Source organism: Syntrophaceticus schinkii (assembly GCF_000946815.1).
Lineage (GTDB): Bacteria > Bacillota > DSM-12270 > Thermacetogeniales > Thermacetogeniaceae > Syntrophaceticus > Syntrophaceticus schinkii.
In genome coordinates, this window is the sequence record NZ_CDRZ01000046.1 from 1 (window position 1) to 18,805 (window position 18,805).

The following is an 18,805-nucleotide window of genomic DNA, read 5'->3' on the forward strand; positions in this document are numbered from 1 at the left end:
TAGGTCATCAAAGTGGGCTATCCCGGTATGGATCGTGAATATAGCGGACGGGTATGGCCGAGCGACAACCGAGGGGACACCCTGGCGGAAGAGGTGGATTTTGCCCGCATCTGTTCCACCTCCAGGCATTACATCCACCTGAAAGGGGATATTATTTTCTTCTGCTACCTGGACCACCAGGTCGCGAAAGTGGGTGTGGGGAATCATGCTGGCATCGTAAAACCCGATCACCGGCCCCTTCCCCAGTTTGGTGCGGGCAGCGATGTCTGTATCCCCGATTCCTGGGGTGTCGGTCGCCACAGAGACATCGACTACCAGGGCGAGATCCGGCCGCACCACGTCAACACTAGTTGTGGCACCCCGCAGTCCCACCTCCTCTTGGACGGTCATTACACCATAGATTGTCCCCTGGTGATGCACATCCTGAAGCTCCTGAAAGAGTTCCACTACCAGGGCACACCCCACCCGGTCATCCAGTGCCCTTGCCATAAAGGACTTCCCATTTTCACAGAGTTGAAAAGTGCTGGAAGGCACCACAGGGTTCCCCTGCTTGACACCGGCTTGTTCCGTTTCTTCCTTACTTGTAGAGCCGATGTCGATGTACATGGTGTTGATTTTGACGGGCTTGGCTCGCTCTTCTGCAGTCAGGATGTGAGGGGACTTCGCCCCGATTACCCCGATCAGCCGCCCCTTGCCGGTCAGAATCTCCACGCGCTGCGCCAGCAAGACCTGTTCCCACCAACCCCCCAAGGCTGAAACCTGATAAAGCCACTATCGCTCACCGAGGTGACGAGAAACCCCACCTCATCCATGTGGGCGGCTACCATGATCTTAGGCGCCTCACCGCCGCCCTTTTTGATAGCCACCAAACTCCCCAGGTGGTCAGTGGTAAGCTCAGTCGCCAGCGGAGACAGGTATTCTTTCAAAACCTTCCTGATGGGCGCCTCGAAACCCGAGACCCCAGGCGTTTCCGTCAGGGTTTTCAGCAGTTCAATCGTTTCTTCCTTCATCAATAAGACCTCCCGAAAGTCTAAGTATCAAGTTGAAGTATCGTCCGGGATTATTTTTCTACTGCTGACCCCTTTTTATCCCTCAGAAAGGGGGGCGTTTCCTGGTGGCTGTCACGAATATGCCAGATATGACTCCAAGGCGACTGTCACCATTTAGCCAAAAATATATATACAGGTCTATACCCCAGGTGGCTGTCACCTTCTAATTCCTAAATGATTCCCGCAAGCTTTCGGCATCGTTTTGCTGATTTGAATAAAGCAATTAAGCAAGACTGGCGAAATGAGATGTGGGATGCGGGAGGCTGGAAGTGGGAATAGATGTCTGATGCGGCCCACCATTGATTAACACTTATTTTTATAAGAAAGTAAATTACTCAAGCCTGACCCCACTTTTTACAATTTCTGTTTGACAATATTCTGTCGAAAGGTTAGAATCAAGGGAAAGCCGACCGATCGGTCGGTGATGGGAACGGGAGAGGAGAGGACTGGCCGGATGGATAAAATGGAACCACGGGACAACAGGGGTGATCAGAACCCCCAGGGTGAACAGGGTAGCGACATGTCTATGCCGCAAGTTGATACATTAAACGCAGACGAAAGCACCGCCCCCACGTCTCCCCGCAAAAAAGGCTTCATTATTACAGGTGTTATCGTTCTTATTTTGATAGGAATTATCATCGGGGTGCGTTATTTTAATAAAGATGATGTGGAAGAATCCGCAGTTAGTGTTGTTCCTGTTGAGGTAGCAGAGGTGCAGACAGGGGATGTAACCAAAACCGTCAAACTCACCGGTTTTGTCACGCCGCGTTCCACTGCCAAACTGATTCCCAAGCTTCCGGCCAAGATCAGCACAGTCCATGTGGATGTCGGAGACCGCGTGAGCAAGGGACAAGTCCTGGCCAAACTGGATGACTCAGATATTAAGGCTTACCAAAAGGCCGCGGAAGCCAGCATGGAAGCTGCCCGCCTGGGGTTAAAAGCCGCTGCGGCCGATCTGGAAAATGCCAGGAGTGTATTAGAGCAGGTATTAGAGAAGGCAAAGCAGCTTCCCGATCCCAGTGTTGAGCTTCCTGAGGGCATCGAGCTTCCGGAGATACCGGAAAAAAAGGATTTAGAGCGGGCAAAAGGGGACTACAAAAATGCCCAGGCTGATTACGCCCTGGCTGAGGCCAAGCTCAAAGAGGCCGAAACAGCTCTGGAGTCTGTGCGCCGGCAGTCAAACAATACCGAAATCATCTCCCCGATCAACGGGGTTGTGGCTGCCCGCCTGGCTAATCCGGATGATATGGCCAACCCACTCCAGCCGATTTTGGTTGTGATCGATGATACCGAGATGCTGGTTGCCGCAGGTGTTACCGAAAATAACATCAACAGTGTGACTAAAGGTATGGAACTTCAGGTGCTGGTTAAGGCCGCCGCCTCAGCTGACGGAAGCGCCGGAACCACAGGCACCAACACTGGTGACTCATCCACTGGCGGTTCACCCACTGGTTCGAATGCCACATCTCCTAACGGTTCAAGCACCGCATCATCCGACGCAGAGAATACAGCAACTGCTGCAGAGCCCGAGCAACTATTCACCGGCAAGGTTGTCACCATCTCACCGGTTGTTGACGAAAAAACCAGGATGTTTACCATTAATATTTCCATTCCTAACCCCGACAACAAGCTTCGTGCAGGAATGTCCGCAGAAGTGCAGCTTACCACAGCAGAGCGCCGCGGAGTGGTGCGGGTGCCATTGGATGCAGTTGTGGATAAAGGCGACGATCAGGTGGTTTACATCATTGAACAAAGCAGCAGCCAAACCCAATCCCGCGCCCGACGAGAGCGCCGAGTGGAAACCGGCCTTGCAGGCCAGGACTATATAGAAATAATCAGCGGCCTGACCCCAGGAGAGACCATTGTTACCAAAGGCCAGCACTTCTTGCGCGACGGCGCGCAGGTTAACATAAAAAACCGCCAAAGGGTTACCACCCCCGTTTCAACCGCATCACGGGGACAGTCATGGTGCCGCCAGACCCAGAGCCAGTTGTTACAAACCCAGTGCCAGATTTGCTCCACTGCTTTACTGTTTTATTTAGATCAGTGGGAGTGCCCCGAGCTTACGGGGATATTGGTTTATGGTAATGGCACTTCTTGTGGCCTATTCCCTCGACTTCTGGCATCCGACATCTTTTCCCAACGACTAACGACCAACCACCAACCTGAAAAACAGAAGTCAGAGGCCGGAAGTCAGAAGTCGGAGGGGTGCGGGATGGAGATTTGTCACCTTGAGTCAAAATTTGTAGAAATCGATCAGGAGAGCCGCCTCACTGCTCCGCTATTGTCGGATCGGCAGAACCATTCCCTGGATTCAATCTTTTCCCAACCACCAACGACCAACCACCAACCACTAATATGGGGGGTGGTAGGATGAATCTTCCGGAGTCTGCGGTACGCCGTTCGGTTACTGTTTATATGTTGATTTTCGGATTGCTGCTGCTGGGGGGTATCTCTTTAAGCCGTCTTTCTTTGGATCTGCTGCCTGATATCAAGCTGCCTGCTGCTGTGATCATGACGGAATACCCTGAAGCGGGGCCGAGTGAGATCGAGAAGATGGTAACTGAACCTCTGGAGGGGGTTCTTTCTACACTGAGCAACCTGGATAAGGTGGCAGTCTCAGTGTATGCCGGGATCTTCTGTGATCGTTCTTTTCTTTGACTGGGGAACTGATATGGATTTTGCCACACTGGAAGTGAGGGAAAAGCTGGACCTTGTGCGGAGCTTTCTTCCCAGTGGTGTTAAGGATCCGATGATCTTTAAGCTGGATCCATCTCTTCTTCCTGTGATTCAGGCGGGGATGAGCATCGGGGGTAGCGGAGCCGGCAGCACAAGCCATGGCACCACCGATCCGGCGGCTGTTGGCACCGAAGATTTCGGTGATCATGCTGGTGCCGGAGTCGCCGTGTCCGCAGATGCTGCTGACCTGGCAGTCGCCGGCGGCAGCACAGGTGGCACCGGCACCACCGGCACGACCTCCGCCGGCACCCAAGCCGCCACCACCAGCATCCCCACAACCGACCCCGCGGTCGCCGCCGCCACCAGCACTGGTAGCACCGGCAACATCGCCGCGTCCAAAACCAAATCCACCAACATCCAAGCCGCCGGCAGCACCAGTAGCACCACCCTCGCCGACCTCACCCACAGCGCCGCTGAAATCGTCAAGCCGCGCCTGGAGAGGCTGCCTGGTGTGGCCTGGGTAGTGATCGGCGGTGGGGTGAGCAGTGAGGTGCATGTTCTCATGGATCCGGCCAAAATGGAGGCACATGGCCTTTCTATAGATTATGTAGCCCAGATTTTGATGGGGGAGAACCTGGGCATCACAGCGGGCACCATTAAGCACGGGGAAAAGGAGCTGAGGATCACCACCAAGGGTGAATTCGAGGATCTGGAGCAGATCGCCAACACCCCCATCGTCACCCCGAAGGGCTCTCTTGTCTACCTGAAAGACATCTCCCAGGTCAAGCAGTCCTTCGGCGATATCACCCAGAAAACCAGCATGAACGGCGTCCCCAGCGTGGGGATCAGCATTTTCAAGCAGACGGGAGCAAACACCGTCCAGGTGGCAGAGGCGGTGCACCAGGAGTTTGAGTCCCTGAAAAAAGAGCTCCCGGAAAACACGCAGATCAACACCGTCTTTGACCAGTCGGAATTCATCAAACTGTCCATCGACAGTGTGAAGAGCAACGCCCTGATCGGCGCCTTCCTGGCGATTCTGATCATCTTCCTCTTCCTGCGCAATGTGCGCACAACACTGGTGATCGCCATTTCCATACCCATCTCCATTATTACCACCTTTATTATGATGTACTTTGCCGGCTTCACCCTCAACATGCTCTCACTGGGTGGCCTGGCACTGGGTGTGGGGATGATCGTCGATGACTCCATCGTTGTCTTAGAGAGCATCTTCCGCTACCGTGAGGCGGGCTGTTCCGCATGGGAGTCAGCCACAGCAGGCGCCCAGGAGGTGGCGATGGCTGTTACCGCTTCCACCTTCACCAATGTGGTGGTCTTCCTGCCGGTGATCTTCGTCGAAGGAATCGCCTCACAAATCTTTAAAGAGCTTGCTCTCACAGTTTCCTTTGCCCTCCTGGCCTCTCTGCTGGTAGCTCTGACTCTGGTGCCGGTCCTGGCCAACCGCCTGGTAGAGGCAACAACCAGCCTGGACGAAAAGACACTGTATGGCAGAATTATGACCGCCTGGGGGCGCGCACTGGATGCCCTGGACAGCGGCTACCGCAGCCTCTTGGAATGGTCGATGAACCACCGCAAACAGGTGCTGCTCACCGTCCTGGGCATCTTTATCTTCTCCATTGCCTTATACCCGCTCTTGGACAGGGAGTTCCTGCCGGATATTGAAGGGGGAGAGGTCAACATCGCCATCGAGATGCCCACCGGCACCGGCCTTGAGGAAACCGCTGAAATAGCCGAACAGGTTGAAAAGCTCTGTAAAAAAATACCCGAGGTAGACACCATCTTCACAACTGTCGGTTCATCAGGTGTGATGAGCATTGTGCAGTCATCTGATCCCGACAAGGCTTCAATACAGGCGCGCCTGCTCCCCAGAAAAGAGCGCCAACGAAGCTCCGCTGAGGTGGCCAGGGAATTGCGCCAAGAGGTGGCAGAGCTGCCCGGGGCAAAGATAGAGGTTGCCGAGGCTGACCCCAAATCCATGGGCATGGAAATGGAATCTCCGGTGAGCATTTCTATCCAGGGTGATGAGATGGATGTCCTGGAGGAAACCGCAGAAGAAATCGCCCACATCGTCAGCAAAGTGCCTGGCACCGGCAATGTGAAAACATCACTGGAAGAGGGAAAACCCGAGATCCAGGTTCAGCTTGACCGAGAAAGGGCAGCCACCTATGGTTTAGGAACCTACCAGGTGGCCCAGGCCTTGAAATCAGCCATCTCCGGCCAGATAGCTACCAGGTACCGCAGCGGCGGCCAGGAGGTGGACTTAAGGGTGCGGCTCGTCCCTGAGGCCCGCACAAGCCTTGAAGACCTGGAAAACCTGCGCATCTCATCACCTTTGGGGATCCAGGTTCCCTTAAAGGAGATTGCCCAATTAAAGAAAGCGCACACTCCGGCTGTCATCTCCCGCCAGAACCAGACACGCTCCTGTTCCATCTATGCAGACCTGGACGGCCGTTCGCTGGGTAGTGTGATGGACGACATCCGTGCAGAACTGGACAAAATGCAGCTGCTGCCAGGCTACAGCATCACCTACGGTGGGGAACAGGAACAGATGCTGGAGTCCTTCGACGCCTTGAAGCTCGCCTTGATCTTAGGGATAATCCTGATCTACATGGTGATGGCCTCACAGTTCGAATCCCTTTTCCACCCGCTGGTGATCATGTTCACCATCCCCATGGCCTTAATCGGCGTCATTCTGGCTTTTGTGATCACCGGGATGACCTTCAGCATCGCCGCCTATATAGGGGTGATCCTCCTGGCGGGTTTGGCGGTGAAAAACGGGATCGTACTGGTGGACTATATCAATGTGCTGCGCTCCCGCGGCCTCTCACGCTGGGAGGCCATCCTGCAGGCGGGGCCAATCAGGCTGCGGCCGGTGCTCATGACCGCCCTGACAGCCATCTTTGCCATGCTGCCACTGGCCCTGGGGCTGGGAGAGGGCGCAGAGATAGATGCCCCCCTGGCCCTGGCAGTGATCGGCGGATTGACCGTGGCGACCTTCCTCACCCTGGTGGTCGTCCCGTTGATGTATACACTGCTCGAAGATATAGGCATGCGTATAGGAGTTATAAAGTGATGCACCGTGCACTGGGGACAGATGCAGTGGGGACGGTTCCCGGCGCATTTCTGAAAGATGCACTGAGACAAGTGAGACACAAGAACCGTCCCTGTCTTACACTGGGGTTACGCAGAGGAAACAAAGGGGCAAAGGAACCACATTTGTTGTCGGGCATAATAAGTAATTAATGTTGTCTCAGTTACCGGCCAATACAAAAAAGCGAATAACTCAATTACTCAAGCCTGACCCCACAGGGAGGTGAAAGAATGCCAAAAAGGGAACAAATCCTGGATGCTGCAGCAACTCTCTTTGCAGACAAGGGCTTTTACGCTGCAACTGTCGAAGAGATCGCCAGCCGCGCAGGTATCGGCAAGAGCACGGTCTACGAATATTTCTCCAGCAAGGATCACATCTTCCAGGAAACACTGAAAGAGGGGCTGGAGAGCTACATGGAGGCCATGAAGGGGCGGCTCAAACAGCCCTGTTCGGTGAGAGATGTCCTCACAGCTATCGGCACCGCCCACTTCAACTTCATCAAAGAACGCACCCATATCGCCCGCATCCTGGCAGATGAGTATAACAGCCAGTCCCCCTGGGCAATGGAACTGCTGCTGCAGCTCAGAGAGCGCCGCATTTTAATGTTCGCCTCCCTGATCAGCCAGGGAATAGAGCTGGGTGAATTTCGCAAGATGGATCCCCGCACAGGAGCTGAGGTCTTCCTGGGAGTCCTCGGTGCCCTCTGTATGCCGGTTCTTTGTAGGAGCGGAAAGAGTGGCACAGCTGTAGATGCAGAAGCTGCAGAGGCAGAAGATGTAGAGGCTACAGAAGCTGCAAAAAATACAAGAAGCTGTCGAAGAGCGCTTCTATCACGGCATCGACATCTTCTTCACCGGCATCCTGAGCTAAATAATTATGTATATAATTACCATTAACAAGGAAGGATTTAGGATGCAGTTGTAGAAGTCTAGAAAAGAGATCGGCGAACCTGGCGAAATCAGGAGTAGTCGTCCATTACCCTGTTTCGGCATCACAGTTGCCATGCAGCCAGGGTTGGGGTTACTTCGGAACCCGCGAGTAGTTCCTGCAGACTTCCGACCCCTGACTTCCGGCATCTGACATCTAAAATGAAAGGTGTGACACTATTGCGTGTTGCAGCAGCGGGCTGCTACAGCATCAATCATCCAGGTGAAGAGGCGGAAATAGCCGCAGCCGCGGCTTCCTTGCGAGCGCTCTCACCACGCATCGAGATCACCGTTTTCTCTCAAAATACACGGCAGTTGAGCCAGCTCCCAGGAGTGCGGGCCGTCAACAGGTGGAATCCTTTTGCTGTACTCTACACCCTGATCAAGTCAGACCTTGTGTTCAGCTGTGGTGGAAATTCCCTCAAAGATACAGAGGGGCTGGGAAACCTGCTCAGCCATCTTTTGACGATTTACACGGCGAGGCTGATCGGTAAGCCCGTCGTCTGCTACGCCCAGGGGGTAGGCCCCCTGAATAGTTATTGGGGGCGCCGATTGGTGCGCTTTGTCGGTGATCGCCTCGATCTGATTACCGTCCGCAACCAGGCCTCCAAGGATAAACTCCTGAAAATAGGGGTAGAACGTCCCCCCATCGTGGTGACCGCGGACCCGGTTTTCTCATTAAACCCCGCACAGTTCGACAAAGAAGTGGGGCACTCCCTGATGGCACAGATCCGTACAGCGGCATCTGTTGAAGAGGATGCACCCCCATTTGAACTTATAGCAAGGACAGAAGAAGGGAAAATTGCTATAAGTGTTCCAGTTGATACTGCGGGGACAGGAGAAGAAGAGGGAGAGGCAAAAGGAGAGAAAAAGCCTCTGCTGGGAGTTGTTTTACAAGAGTTAGAAGGGGACTGCGAATACAAGCGCGCAATTGCCTCAGCTGCGGATAAGCTGGTTCGGGAGGGATGGGAGATTCTGCTGCTGCCCTTCAAGTATCCCGCAGATATTCAAATCTGCCAGGAAGTCAGCTGGATCATGCAAGAGCCCAGCCTACAGTACCGAGAGAAGCCAACACTGGAGCAGCTCTTCTGCCTTTTCGGAGAGGTGGATCTGCTGCTGGGGATGCGGCTGCCCGCCCTGATCATGGCTTCACTGATGCGCAAACCATGTATTGGGGTTGCCATAAATGAAAAAATTGATAAATTCCTAGAGATAACAGAACAGCCGAAAGCCGTCAACCTCGAGGACTTAGATGCCGACAACCTATATGAACTGATTACCTCCACCTATAAGGACAAAAAGGAGATCGCAACCCACATCGACCAAGTGTTGATTCAACTGCGCCAACAGTCCTGGGAATCCGCCGGCCTTACCTTAAGCTTCCTTTATTCCCGCTTCCCCCACAAAAGGCTGGACGCCACCCGCACCGCCGGATGGGGTGAACGCCACAAAGCCGGCAGAACCATCCACCGCTAAGAGAAATAGAGCAAGCACGGAGGCGGGAGGTTGGGGCCCCCGTTTTTTGAAAGTGTGACAAAAGGGCTGTCCCCGCGTCACGCCCTGGAAAGTAAATTACTCAAGCCTGACCCCACAACATGAAAAGGAGTGAATGAAGTGACAAGGGAAGAAGCATTGAAGCTGATCAAGGAGAGGGTACACACCCCGGAACTGATTCATCACATGCAGGCTACTGCGGCTATCATGGAAGGATTGGCTGCAAGGCTCGGCCAGGATGAGGAGAAGTGGTATCTGACAGGCCTTCTGCATGACATCGATTATGAAGAGACGAAGGAGGACACGGACAGGCACAGCCTGTTGGCTGCGGAATGGCTGCAGGATTTGGGCTTTGATGAGGAGTTGGTGCATGCGGTGAAAGCCCACAATGATCACGATGGGATGAAGCGCACCACACTCCTGGATAAGGCTTTATACGCGACAGATCCCCTCTCAGGCTGATCACTGCTACCGCTTATGTGATGCCCACCAGGACACTGGCTCAGGTGAGAGTTAAATCGATCAAAAAGAAGTTCAAAGATAAAGCCTTTGCCCGCGGTGCCAACAGAGAGCAAATCCGGGCGATAGAGGAACTGGGGATCGAACTGAATGAGTTCTTTGAGATTGCCCTGCAAGGGATGCAAGAGATCGCCGCATCCCTGGATCTGGCTGATTGAGAAGTGAGAGGCGGGAGGTTGGAGGTGGGAAAAGGTGATGCCTTTCAGGCGAGGTAAACTTAAGGTGAGGCTGCGGGCACCGCGGGCGGTGCGCCGGTTTGTTCATGAGCAGAGGATAAGGGTGCGGCTCAGCCGCGCCAGGCTAAAAAAATCGCCATCCTTTGAATCGGGGTCGGCTTCAGAAGCCGCTGCGAAACCGGAAACCAGCATAGTGCAAAGGCTGCTTTTGAAAACCGGAATGCTGCCTGGGGGAGCCGCAGATTACAGAGCAGAGCTACGGCAGTTTGAGGAAACCGACACCAAACCCCACCCCAACCCCCAATCCAGCACACAATCACCGACTGCGGAACCCGATACCGATCCCAAACCAGGCCCCAGCCCCGGCCCCATCTCCCAACCAACTACACATACCAGATCAAAATCAAGCCCAACTGCGAAAACCACCACACCAGCAGCCACAGCTTTACCTGAAGAGAGCGCCACCTCCACCACCGCATCCACCACCACCACCACATCCACATCCACCACCGCAGCCGCAGCCACAGTCCGAGCCCTCACCGCTCTCCTGCTAGGGTGATCCTCTTTATCTCCCCCCTCTACTGCTTCACTTCATCCCGCCAGCCCATCCCTATATACATCTTTATAGCCTTGGCCTTTGCTGTCTTCGGGTTTTATAAAATATCGAGGGGGGAACTAAAATTCATCAGATCCCCCCTCGATACAGCAGTTTTCCTGCTCCCTGGACTTGCTCTGCTCTCCAGCATCGGCGCCTGGGACACCGGTGAGGCCGTCAACCTGGCCCTGCTCCTTTCCTGCTGTGCCGTACTGTACTGGATAGTATCATCAGTGGTGGATTCCCTGGAGGCCATCTATGCAATCCTCACAGTCTTCACAGCAAGCGCAGCGGCCGCAGCTGTCCTCTGCCTGCCGGCGGTTTTCCAGGAGGGGGCAGGTCCGAGTATCACTTTGCAGTAAGCCCTGGGAGCCCTCTCGGTTGCAGCACTCCTGATCACTTTCTATCTCAGAACCGCCTGCCAAAGGGACACAGCCAGTTGCCAAAGCAACAGAACCGTTTTTCAAAACTGGGCCGCCGCCCTTCATAGAAACGCCTCTCAAAACAACACAACCACCTTTCAAAGCAGCACCGCATCCCAAAATAACACAACCCACCAAAACCACTGGCTCCACCCAGCCCTATCCGCCGCCGGCTATTTGACACTACTCAGCATCACCGGTATCAATTCACCGGTGTTCTACCTCATCCTCATCTTAGGCATCCCCCTCTCCCTGTGGAAGCTCCCTGGAGGCGAACGCAAAAAAGGCATCGCCCACTTCATTATCTATGCATCCATGGCCTTCTTGGCCGCCGGAAAGGTGGGGCTCTGCCTGCAGAGCGGCGCCGTCACAGCCGGCTGGGTTTGGGCTGCTTTAGGGCTCATGCTGGTTTTAGCTCTGGAATACTCTCTGATCATCTATCAAAAATCAGGCCGCCGCTTAAAGCCGTGGGTACTCCCCGCGGCATTCGCGCTCCTGGCTGTGCTTCTCCTGACCAGCAGCACCGCCTACCTGCGCAGCACCCCCAGCCATGCCGCAAACCAGCCCGCCCGCCATGATGCCCACTATTATATAGTAGAAAAGCTGCTTAAAGGGCGGGATGCACTGCGTGTCATGGCCTCCAGCCCACGCACCCTCCTCCAGGGAACCGGCGGCGGTGGGTGGGAACCCCTTTCATACCAACACCAAAGCTTCTACTACCAGGATCCACCCCCAGGGGCATTCTTCCAGGCAGGTGTGGAAATGGGGCTCCCAGGCTGATAACACTGCTCGCTCTCTGGATTCTTTTCTTCAAGGTAATAAAGCGCACCACTGCTCAAAGTGCCCTTGCCGAAGAATTAAACGGTACCGCCTGGGCGGCGCGGGCACCCTGGGCAGCTGACACACCCAGTGCAGCCGAGTCAGCATGGCCAATCCTCACCGCAGCACTTGTCATCGGGTGCTGCTCCTTATGGCACTGCACCCTTTCTACGCCCGCGGTGTCCCTTGTCCTCTTCACCCTCTTCGGCCTGGGACAAGCCCTTGACAGCACCTCCATACCAAAACGCCCCCGCTATGCTTTCAAAAAAAAGCTCCCCCAATACCTATTGATAGGGGGTGCCGTACTCATAGTGATCATCATCTCTTTGAACATCTATGCAGGAGAAAGCTCTGCCATCACCGCCAGGCAAGCACTTTCAAAAGGGGACAGCCAGGCAGCTTTAATAAACTACGAAAAGGCAGTGGAAAAGGATCCCCTCAACGCCACATATCGCAAAGAACTGGGCAAGCTTTATTTAGAATCCCTAAAACTAGCCTCACACCACTTCCAAAAAGGTGTACACCTCGCTAGAGGAGATGCAGAACTGAGAGTCCTTTACGCCAGCACCCTTTTCCAGAGCGGACAGCCCGAAGAGGGGGTGCGGCATCTGGAAACAGCAGTATTATTAAGGCCGCTGGAACAGGAATTCTACGAAGACCTGGCCTTAGGCTATGTGACCGCCGGGCGCCTGCTGCTGGAAAAGCCAACCCGATCTGACCAATCCGCCCAAAAGAAGAGAGCGCACACTTACCTGCAAAAAGACATGGCGCGCCCCTACCTGCTCAGAGCAAAAGGCATCCCCCAGCTGCTGGAAAAGCGCAAGGCCCAGATCAACAAAAGGCACCTCCGCTATTGGAGCGGGGCGCCTTACCTTGGTATCACACCGAAAATTCAACTCTACTGCGGTCAAGCAGCAGTCCTGCTGGGAGATCAAAAGGCTGCCCTCCATTACCTGGAACAGGCAGCCCAAGATGCGTCACTAAAAGAGGAGGCGGAGCTTTGGCTGGGCCTCATTCCTCCTCCGGATAACACAAATCCCTGCGGGGACACTTCTTACAGCAGTAGCTGTCAGGGTTCTCCCTGACCTCGCAGCCGATCCTGTCCACCAGGTAGCCGTTCAGCTTGACCCCTTCCCGTTCCACCAGCTCAGCTGCCACCATCACCTCACGCACATTCGACCAGCGGTGTGGGACTACTATAGAAGTGTCATTCACAAAAACAATGCGAGTTCCGCTCATGTTTGACCGCCTGTCCTCAGGCAGGTACTTGCGGATCTTGTCCTTCACCAGATAGGCCCGGGTGCCGTCATCCTTAACCCGTGCTGTCCGCGCACGCACAGGCACCATCACCAGGCCGGGGCGCAGGGAGATAGGGACTGCATATCTCCGCCCGCAGATGTGGGAATAAGCGCGATGCGCCAGCCGCAGATCGATCAAAAAGGTGCGACAAAGCCGTCCCAGCATGGTTTTCGTCTTCACTTCACAGAATAGAGCAGGATTCTTTTCTAGGAGGATGCTGGTGCCGTTAACGCCGTCCCTGGTATAAACCGGGACAAGCCCCATCAGCTGCGGCCATAATTCGGAAAACTGGACTTTTGCCAATGGTTTCCACCTCCTTGCCCAATATTCTACTCGAACAAGAGTTCTTTTGTCAAGGCGAGGAATCCAGGGTTCCTTCAACGATAATCGCAGGAAACCCGGCCTTCTTTAGCTTTCCTGCCATATTTTCCGCATTATTCCGAATTTTATAGGCTCCTACCTGAACACGGTAAATCCTTTCCCTGCCATCATTCCCAGCCGCCGGGGGTGCTGGCCCGCTGCTTCCCCCACCAACCCCACCTGCCATAACAGCTGATCGCAGTGAGTCCATGGAAAGAAAGCGCCCCGGGCAGGCGGTGGCCGCTCCAGGCACATCCTTGTGCCCCAAAACATTAGCCAGAGGGATCTGAAAACGCCCCATCAGCTCCCCAACCAGCTGCTTTAGAGCTTTCTCCTGGGCAGGCAGAGGCGGGTGGTTCTCCAGGTTTCCGAGCACAGCAATCCCGATCCCCTTCTGATTCATTCCCGAAGCAATACAGTGAGCCCCCGCCAGCTCCAGGCTCCTGCCAGGCACCACACGGCCGTCCCGCTCGATGACATAATGGTAGCCGATATCCCGCCACCCCAGAGAAAGGTGGTAGCGGCGCACCTGGGCGGTGTCCTTCTCCTCAGCCCCGGTGTGATGGATGATCAGGTGAGTCCACTTGCCTTTAGACATCAAAATCCCCTCCTCTGGTTTCCCTTTAATCGGAAACCCCATTTAACATTAGAAAAACACCATCCTCAAATCACCATTGATCCCCTTTAATGAGAAATACCCATTTCCCGCTCTATGGTTTTGACACCCACATCAGGTGGGCGCAGGGAAACCGACAAGACCTGTTCCAAACGAGTGATGGCAACGGTCAGGGCGTCCAGCTTGCGCTCCACCCTTACCAGCAGATAGATGGCCACAAGCATGGGAAAGCCGTAATTGCCCACCTGTACCCAAATCTCCTCCACTTTACTCCCTCCTTAACATTATTTTAAAAAAAGCCCTGCCTGCCATTTGAAAGCAGGCAGGGAAGTTCGGTCAAAAATCACCTTAAGCAGTGATGATCTCCTCGATGCCTTTGGTCACCACATTGGCGCTGTGGATGGCAGCGGCATTGCCTGTGATGGTAGAGAAGATGTTCTTATCGATGATGGTGTTCATGGCGGTCTCTACTTCCGCTGCAGTGATGTCAGTGCGTGGGTCAGGCAGCGAAACCTTGAACCTGCCCCCCAGCTCAGTGATAAAATTCATCTCCAGAACGCTGGACACCGGTCTTCACCCCCTTCCTGTTTAGTGTTATAACTGCTTACTCAGCCTCCAGCTGTACCTCGTTCACACGCCGGATCGACTCCACCGGATGCTTCTGCAGCCCGGCCAGGGCGAACCCCACATCATAGATGTTCGCATCTGTAGCTGTGGTCTTGACAGAGCGGTAAGTCTTGGTGCGGATGATCGGGTTCCCTTTGTCATCATTTCCGGTGTTCATCTTCATCTGCAGTCTGCTGAGCTTCAGAGTGGCTGTAACAGGCATGTGATCACCTCCTTCCCCTCTCACTTCCAGGAGTGACATCCTGGTTTGACTCCATTCTAGGGGAACAAGAGTTCTATGGCAAAGCCCGCATCTCCAAAAAGCGAACAGATTTAAGGGGCGCATTTCATAAATGCGAAAGAGAGAGAAAAAGGAGTGTTCTATAACAGCGGAGCCAATGCTTCCGGCCTCTGGGCTCCGGCTTTCCGTCTTCTGTTTTAAAGATAGGTGAGGGATACCCAGTCCTGCCATAGAAAAAGAGAGCAGCGAATATCGAAAATACGTTCGATTTTAGACAGGATTTGAGGACGCATTTACAAAATACCCATGGTTAAAAATATTTTTCCACAAATATCTTTAATTTGACAAAAAAGTTTCCATAAAAGAAGGAATTAACAACTGAGTGTAGAATTGTAGAACAAAAGAACACAACTAGATTCACTTGTGTTCCATGTGTATCAGTCAGCCTGTATCATTCAGCCTGTGCTATTTTGTTTATTTCAACCCACGTAAAACCCATTAAGAAAAAAGAAAGAGGTCATCCAGTTGCAGTATACAAAGGAAGGAAGCCTGGCACTCCTGCCAGACCCCCAATCAAAGATCATCGCTGCCATCCCCGCCTACAATGAGGCGAGGCATATAGAGGAGATTGTCTCCAAGACCCTTCACTATGTGGGTCAGGTGATCGTGGTGGATGACGGATCAGAGGATGGGACCGGGGAGAGGGCGAGGGGGCTGGCGCCACAGTAATAAAGCACCAAAGCAACCAGGGTAAAGGTGTCGCCATCAACACAGCCTTTGATTTTGCCAAAAGGATCAACCCCTGGGCCATGGTGCTCCTGGATGCCGACGGCCAGCACCGTCCGGAAGAGATACCACAGCTTTTAAACCCAGTTTTGAATAACCAGGCCGATATGGTGGTGGGGTCACGTTTTTTGGTGAAGAATGATATACCGAAATACCGCATGCTGGGGCAGACGGTACTTAATATTACCACTAATTTGGGCTCAGGTATCAAACTGACTGATACCCAAAGTGGCTTTAGGGCCTTCTCTCGGAAAGCCATAGAGAGAATGAGCTTCAAAGAAACCGGTTTCGCCGTAGAGTCAGAGATGCAGTTTAGGGCGAATAGGTACGGCCTCAAGGTTACCGAAGTGCCGATCAATACGAATTATGATGAGAAGGTGAAAAGGAGCCCAGTGGTGCATGGGTTTGGGGTGTTGTTTAGGGTGTTGGGGGATGACATCACTACACTACTTTGAGAATTTAAAAGATTTTAATAACAACAAAGGATCAAATGTTTCTACTGGCTCAAGCATGAAAATATCAGAAGAAGCGGACCATTATCTTTGATACAAGTGACAAAATAGGAGGCGCCAATATATGCGGCTGGCCATTGTCAGTACAGGGCATACGAAATTCGGCAAATTAAAACAAGGTATTGAAGAGCTGATGCTTGATGTTTGTAATCAAGCGCTTTCCAAAGCGAATACAGATATAGATGCAGTAGATGCAATATACATTTCAAATTTCTCCAGCAGTTTTACTGGGCAATGCCACCTCCCGGCAGTCTTGGCAAGCAAATTGGGAGTTGACAAAGAAATAACCAGGGTTGAATCTGCTTGTGCATCAGGTGGTATAGCATTAAAGGAAGCTGCAATTTCTATTTTGTCAGGTTTTTATAATACAGTCTTGGTTATCGGTGTTGAAAAGATGTGTGACACACCGATAGATCAAGTCACACAAATTCTTGCATCTGCTGCTAGCCAAGAAGAAATAAAACACGGAGCAACATTTCCCAGTTTATATGCACTTATGGCACAGCGGCACTTTTATGATTTTGGTACAACCGAGGAACACCTGGCAAAAATAGCTGTGAAGAACCATAAAAATGCGTTAAATAACCCATTAGCACAATTTCATAAAGAGATAACAGTAGATGATGTTTTAAAATCCCGTGTTGTGGCATCACCACTGAAACTTCTTGATTGCTCTCCTGTATCTGATGGCGCTGCAGCTGTATTAATGACAACAGAAGAAAATGCTTTGAAATATACAGATAGCCCCGTATATTATATTGGAATTGGGCATGACACCGGAACGATTGATTTGAAGTCGAGGGAAACAATATCAACGATGCCTGCGGTCAAAAAAGCATCTGCAAAAGCTTTTGCCATGTGCGGGCTCACACCGCCAGACATAGATGTTGCCGAAGTTCACGATTGTTTTACGATCTCTGAATTATTACAAATAGAAGACATTGGTTTCTGTGATAAAGGAATGGGCAAGCAAATGATAGAAGCATGCAGAACCGATATAGACGGTGATATCCCGATTAACCCCAGCGGTGGGCTTAAAGCCAAGGGACACCCGATTGGAGCCACAGGTGTAAGCCAGGTTGTAGAGATAGCAACGCAGCTGCGTGGAGAAGCAGGCAAAAGACAGGTACGCGATGCAGAATATGGATTATGCTGTAATATCGGAGGCACCGGAGCAACAGCAGTAGTAAGTATATTTTCGAGGTGACATACTTGAGCTGGAAATTAATTAGTTATTCATATGTAGGAGTACCGCTTAAACCATTCAATACTGAATATGTACTGGGCATAGCTGAAAATGACCAAGGCCAAAGTATCGTAGTTCAAATTCGCAAAGATCATGCTGATAAAATATCAGTTGGGGCATCAGGAAGTGTTCAACAAGTTAATGGCCCTAAAGATAAAATAAATTTATTTACCCCTTCAGAGATGGATACATCTTTGCCGGATAGCAATGTACCAATAAAAGAAATAGAAGTTGTCGGTATTATCGGAACCGGCACAATGGGCTTAGGAATTGCGCAGGTTGCCCTTCAGTTAGGATTTAAAGTTGTTCTGTTAGGTATAAATGATGAAGCATTAACTACAGCATGCAGAACGATAGAAAAAAGACTATTAAAAGTAATGACCAATGATGAACTAGACGAAATAGTCACCAAGATCAAACTGACTGAAAATATTAACGATATGGCTGACCTTCCGTTAATTATAGAATGTGTAACCGAGGATAAATCAATAAAACAACAGTTGTTTAAACAGTTAGGTTCTATATGCAGGGATGCTGTTTTTGCTACAAATACTTCATCCTTGTCTATATCAGATTTGGCATCTGCAGTAAGTAATCAAGGCCGGTTTATAGGAATACATTTTTTTTAATCCAGTACAAAAAATGCCTTTAGTTGAAATTGTTCAAGGAAAACAGACCTCAAATGAAACGGTTGCAATTGCGAAATCATTTGTTCAGCAGTTGGATAAAAACCCAGTAGTTATTAAAGATGCACCAGGTTTCATCGTTAACAGGCTGCTATTTACTATGATCAATGAAGCTTGTTATATGCTGGAGCAAGATATAGCTTCTGTACAGGATATAGATAGTGCTATGAAATTAGGGGCAAACTTTCCCATGGGGCCTTTTCAGCTCGCCGATCTCGTAGGCATAGATATTACTTACAATATCATTAATGAGTTGAGTACAGTTTTACCTGGATTCAAACCTCCTGCAGCAAAACTTAAAAAAATGATTGAAAAAGGAGACTTGGGAAGGAAAACAGGGAAGGGATTTTATCAGTATTAATCTATATGCTGTTCTCAGGAGGGAGTGAGTTTTTATAAGCAATAATAAAAATAGCAATATCGAAGAAATAAATATACAAGAATTAATGGATTATTATAACTACAAGGGGTTCTTTGGAAAACTGAAGTTATATTTTAAATTTTTAATAGATTGGATTCTGCAAACCCTTGCGCATATTTCTCCCCATCCGGGGCTAACTGCTGCATTTCACCGGATGAGGGGTGTCCGTATAGGAAAATGTGTTTACATTGGGCCGCGAGTCCATATCGATGGAGATTACCCACAATTGATAACAATAGAGGAT

19 protein-coding genes and 2 pseudogenes are annotated in these 18,805 nt (G+C 51.7%); 14 read left to right on the top strand and 7 right to left on the bottom strand.

What is annotated here, in order from left to right:
* A pseudogene (locus tag SSCH_RS03430) lies at positions 1-1,010 on the bottom strand (M42 family metallopeptidase); the annotation flags it as partial.
* Between the two features lie 493 nt (positions 1,011-1,503).
* Between SSCH_RS03430 and SSCH_RS03435 the strand changes: the two are divergent.
* From SSCH_RS03435 to SSCH_RS22265, 7 genes are all read left to right on the top strand, one after another.
* Entirely contained in the window at positions 1,504-3,426 is a 1,923-nt protein-coding gene (locus SSCH_RS03435) for an efflux RND transporter periplasmic adaptor subunit (protein WP_044664255.1), read from the top strand.
* Positions 3,423-3,710, top strand: a complete 288-nt coding sequence (locus SSCH_RS18800) for an efflux RND transporter permease subunit (RefSeq protein WP_044664256.1) — start codon at positions 3,423-3,425, stop codon at positions 3,708-3,710. The genes SSCH_RS03435 and SSCH_RS18800 overlap by 4 nt, the downstream gene beginning before the upstream one ends.
* Entirely contained in the window at positions 3,676-6,819 is a 3,144-nt protein-coding gene (locus SSCH_RS03445) for an efflux RND transporter permease subunit (protein ID WP_052835253.1), read from the top strand. Before SSCH_RS18800 ends, SSCH_RS03445 begins: the two co-directional genes overlap by 35 nt.
* A gap of 248 nt (positions 6,820-7,067) precedes the next feature.
* A complete protein-coding gene (locus SSCH_RS03450) occupies positions 7,068-7,733 on the top strand; it encodes a TetR/AcrR family transcriptional regulator (protein ID WP_044664257.1) in 666 nt (221 codons plus the stop codon).
* A gap of 210 nt (positions 7,734-7,943) precedes the next feature.
* Entirely contained in the window at positions 7,944-9,239 is a 1,296-nt protein-coding gene (locus SSCH_RS03455; RefSeq protein ID WP_044664258.1) for a polysaccharide pyruvyl transferase family protein, read from the top strand.
* A gap of 138 nt (positions 9,240-9,377) precedes the next feature.
* Complete coding sequence (locus tag SSCH_RS22260; RefSeq protein WP_332306894.1) at positions 9,378-9,719, top strand: HDIG domain-containing metalloprotein; 342 nt, start codon at positions 9,378-9,380, stop codon at positions 9,717-9,719.
* A 20-nt stretch (positions 9,720-9,739) separates the two neighbouring features.
* Entirely contained in the window at positions 9,740-9,934 is a 195-nt protein-coding gene (locus SSCH_RS22265) for a hypothetical protein (protein WP_332306895.1), read from the top strand.
* A gap of 261 nt (positions 9,935-10,195) precedes the next feature.
* On the opposite strand, the gene SSCH_RS03465 is transcribed toward SSCH_RS22265, so the two are convergent.
* Positions 10,196-10,492 (bottom strand): hypothetical protein, encoded by a 297-nt coding sequence (locus SSCH_RS03465; RefSeq protein WP_044664259.1) that lies wholly within the window; start codon positions 10,490-10,492, stop codon positions 10,196-10,198.
* A gap of 15 nt (positions 10,493-10,507) precedes the next feature.
* Between SSCH_RS03465 and SSCH_RS18060 the strand changes: the two genes are divergently transcribed.
* The 3 genes from SSCH_RS18060 (at position 10,508) to SSCH_RS18065 (ending at position 12,873) form a co-directional block, all read left to right on the top strand.
* Positions 10,508-10,909, top strand: coding sequence for a hypothetical protein (locus tag SSCH_RS18060; RefSeq protein ID WP_156972076.1), 402 nt, complete (start codon positions 10,508-10,510; stop codon positions 10,907-10,909).
* Positions 10,910-11,146: 237 nt separating this feature from the next.
* Positions 11,147-11,749, top strand: a complete 603-nt coding sequence (locus tag SSCH_RS03480) for a hypothetical protein (protein ID WP_044664262.1) — start codon at positions 11,147-11,149, stop codon at positions 11,747-11,749.
* Positions 11,650-12,873 (top strand): tetratricopeptide repeat protein, encoded by a 1,224-nt coding sequence (locus SSCH_RS18065; RefSeq protein WP_156972077.1) that lies wholly within the window; start codon positions 11,650-11,652, stop codon positions 12,871-12,873. Before SSCH_RS03480 ends, SSCH_RS18065 begins: the two co-directional genes overlap by 100 nt.
* On the opposite strand, the gene SSCH_RS03495 is transcribed toward SSCH_RS18065, so the two are convergent.
* The 5 genes from SSCH_RS03495 to SSCH_RS03515 form a co-directional block, all read right to left on the bottom strand.
* Positions 12,800-13,390 (bottom strand): hypothetical protein, encoded by a 591-nt coding sequence (locus SSCH_RS03495; RefSeq protein ID WP_044664265.1) that lies wholly within the window; start codon positions 13,388-13,390, stop codon positions 12,800-12,802. The two genes, SSCH_RS18065 and SSCH_RS03495, sit on opposite strands and share 74 nt — an antisense overlap.
* Before the next feature lie 49 nt (positions 13,391-13,439).
* Positions 13,440-14,045, bottom strand: coding sequence for an N-acetylmuramoyl-L-alanine amidase (locus tag SSCH_RS03500; RefSeq protein ID WP_044664266.1), 606 nt, complete (start codon positions 14,043-14,045; stop codon positions 13,440-13,442).
* A gap of 86 nt (positions 14,046-14,131) precedes the next feature.
* A complete protein-coding gene (locus tag SSCH_RS03505; RefSeq protein WP_044664267.1) occupies positions 14,132-14,329 on the bottom strand; it encodes a YvrJ family protein in 198 nt (65 codons plus the stop codon).
* An 82-nt stretch (positions 14,330-14,411) separates the two neighbouring features.
* Positions 14,412-14,630: a DUF2922 domain-containing protein gene (locus tag SSCH_RS03510; RefSeq protein WP_052835254.1), complete on the bottom strand. Its 219-nt coding sequence runs from the start codon at positions 14,628-14,630 to the stop codon at positions 14,412-14,414.
* 37 nt (positions 14,631-14,667) lie between these two features.
* Positions 14,668-14,892: a DUF1659 domain-containing protein gene (locus tag SSCH_RS03515; RefSeq protein ID WP_044664268.1), complete on the bottom strand. Its 225-nt coding sequence runs from the start codon at positions 14,890-14,892 to the stop codon at positions 14,668-14,670.
* A 543-nt stretch (positions 14,893-15,435) separates the two neighbouring features.
* Here SSCH_RS03515 and SSCH_RS16165 point away from each other — a divergent pair.
* From SSCH_RS16165 to SSCH_RS20740, 4 genes and pseudogenes are all read left to right on the top strand, one after another.
* Positions 15,436-16,151: pseudogene (locus SSCH_RS16165) on the top strand (glycosyltransferase family 2 protein).
* 121 nt (positions 16,152-16,272) lie between these two features.
* Positions 16,273-17,415 carry a thiolase domain-containing protein gene (locus tag SSCH_RS03525; protein WP_044664269.1) on the top strand — a complete coding sequence of 381 codons (1,143 nt, stop codon included), beginning with the start codon at positions 16,273-16,275 and terminating at the stop codon, positions 17,413-17,415.
* A 5-nt stretch (positions 17,416-17,420) separates the two neighbouring features.
* Entirely contained in the window at positions 17,421-18,083 is a 663-nt protein-coding gene (locus SSCH_RS20735) for a 3-hydroxyacyl-CoA dehydrogenase family protein (protein ID WP_052835257.1), read from the top strand.
* A gap of 13 nt (positions 18,084-18,096) precedes the next feature.
* The gene (locus tag SSCH_RS20740) at positions 18,097-18,501 is read left to right on the top strand and encodes a 3-hydroxyacyl-CoA dehydrogenase family protein (protein WP_052835258.1); all 405 of its coding nucleotides are present in this window, start codon (positions 18,097-18,099) and stop codon (positions 18,499-18,501) included.
* Positions 18,502-18,805: the final 304 nt, after the last annotated feature.

Excerpts from the sequence above, each read along its gene's own strand:
- SSCH_RS22265 (WP_332306895.1), top strand. The coding sequence starts at position 9,740 with ATGCCCACCAGGACACTGGCTCAGGTGAGAGTTAAATCGATCAAAAAG.
- SSCH_RS03445 (WP_052835253.1), top strand. The coding sequence starts at position 3,676 with ATGCCGGGATCTTCTGTGATCGTTCTTTTCTTTGACTGGGGAACTGAT.
- SSCH_RS03435 (WP_044664255.1), top strand. The coding sequence starts at position 1,504 with ATGGATAAAATGGAACCACGGGACAACAGGGGTGATCAGAACCCCCAG.
- SSCH_RS03515 (WP_044664268.1), bottom strand. The coding sequence starts at position 14,892 with ATGCCTGTTACAGCCACTCTGAAGCTCAGCAGACTGCAGATGAAGATG.
- SSCH_RS03525 (WP_044664269.1), top strand. The coding sequence starts at position 16,273 with ATGCGGCTGGCCATTGTCAGTACAGGGCATACGAAATTCGGCAAATTA.
- SSCH_RS20740 (WP_052835258.1), top strand. The coding sequence starts at position 18,097 with ATGCCTTTAGTTGAAATTGTTCAAGGAAAACAGACCTCAAATGAAACG.
- SSCH_RS03500 (WP_044664266.1), bottom strand. The coding sequence starts at position 14,045 with ATGTCTAAAGGCAAGTGGACTCACCTGATCATCCATCACACCGGGGCT.
- SSCH_RS18800 (WP_044664256.1), top strand. The coding sequence starts at position 3,423 with ATGAATCTTCCGGAGTCTGCGGTACGCCGTTCGGTTACTGTTTATATG.
- SSCH_RS03450 (WP_044664257.1), top strand. The coding sequence starts at position 7,068 with ATGCCAAAAAGGGAACAAATCCTGGATGCTGCAGCAACTCTCTTTGCA.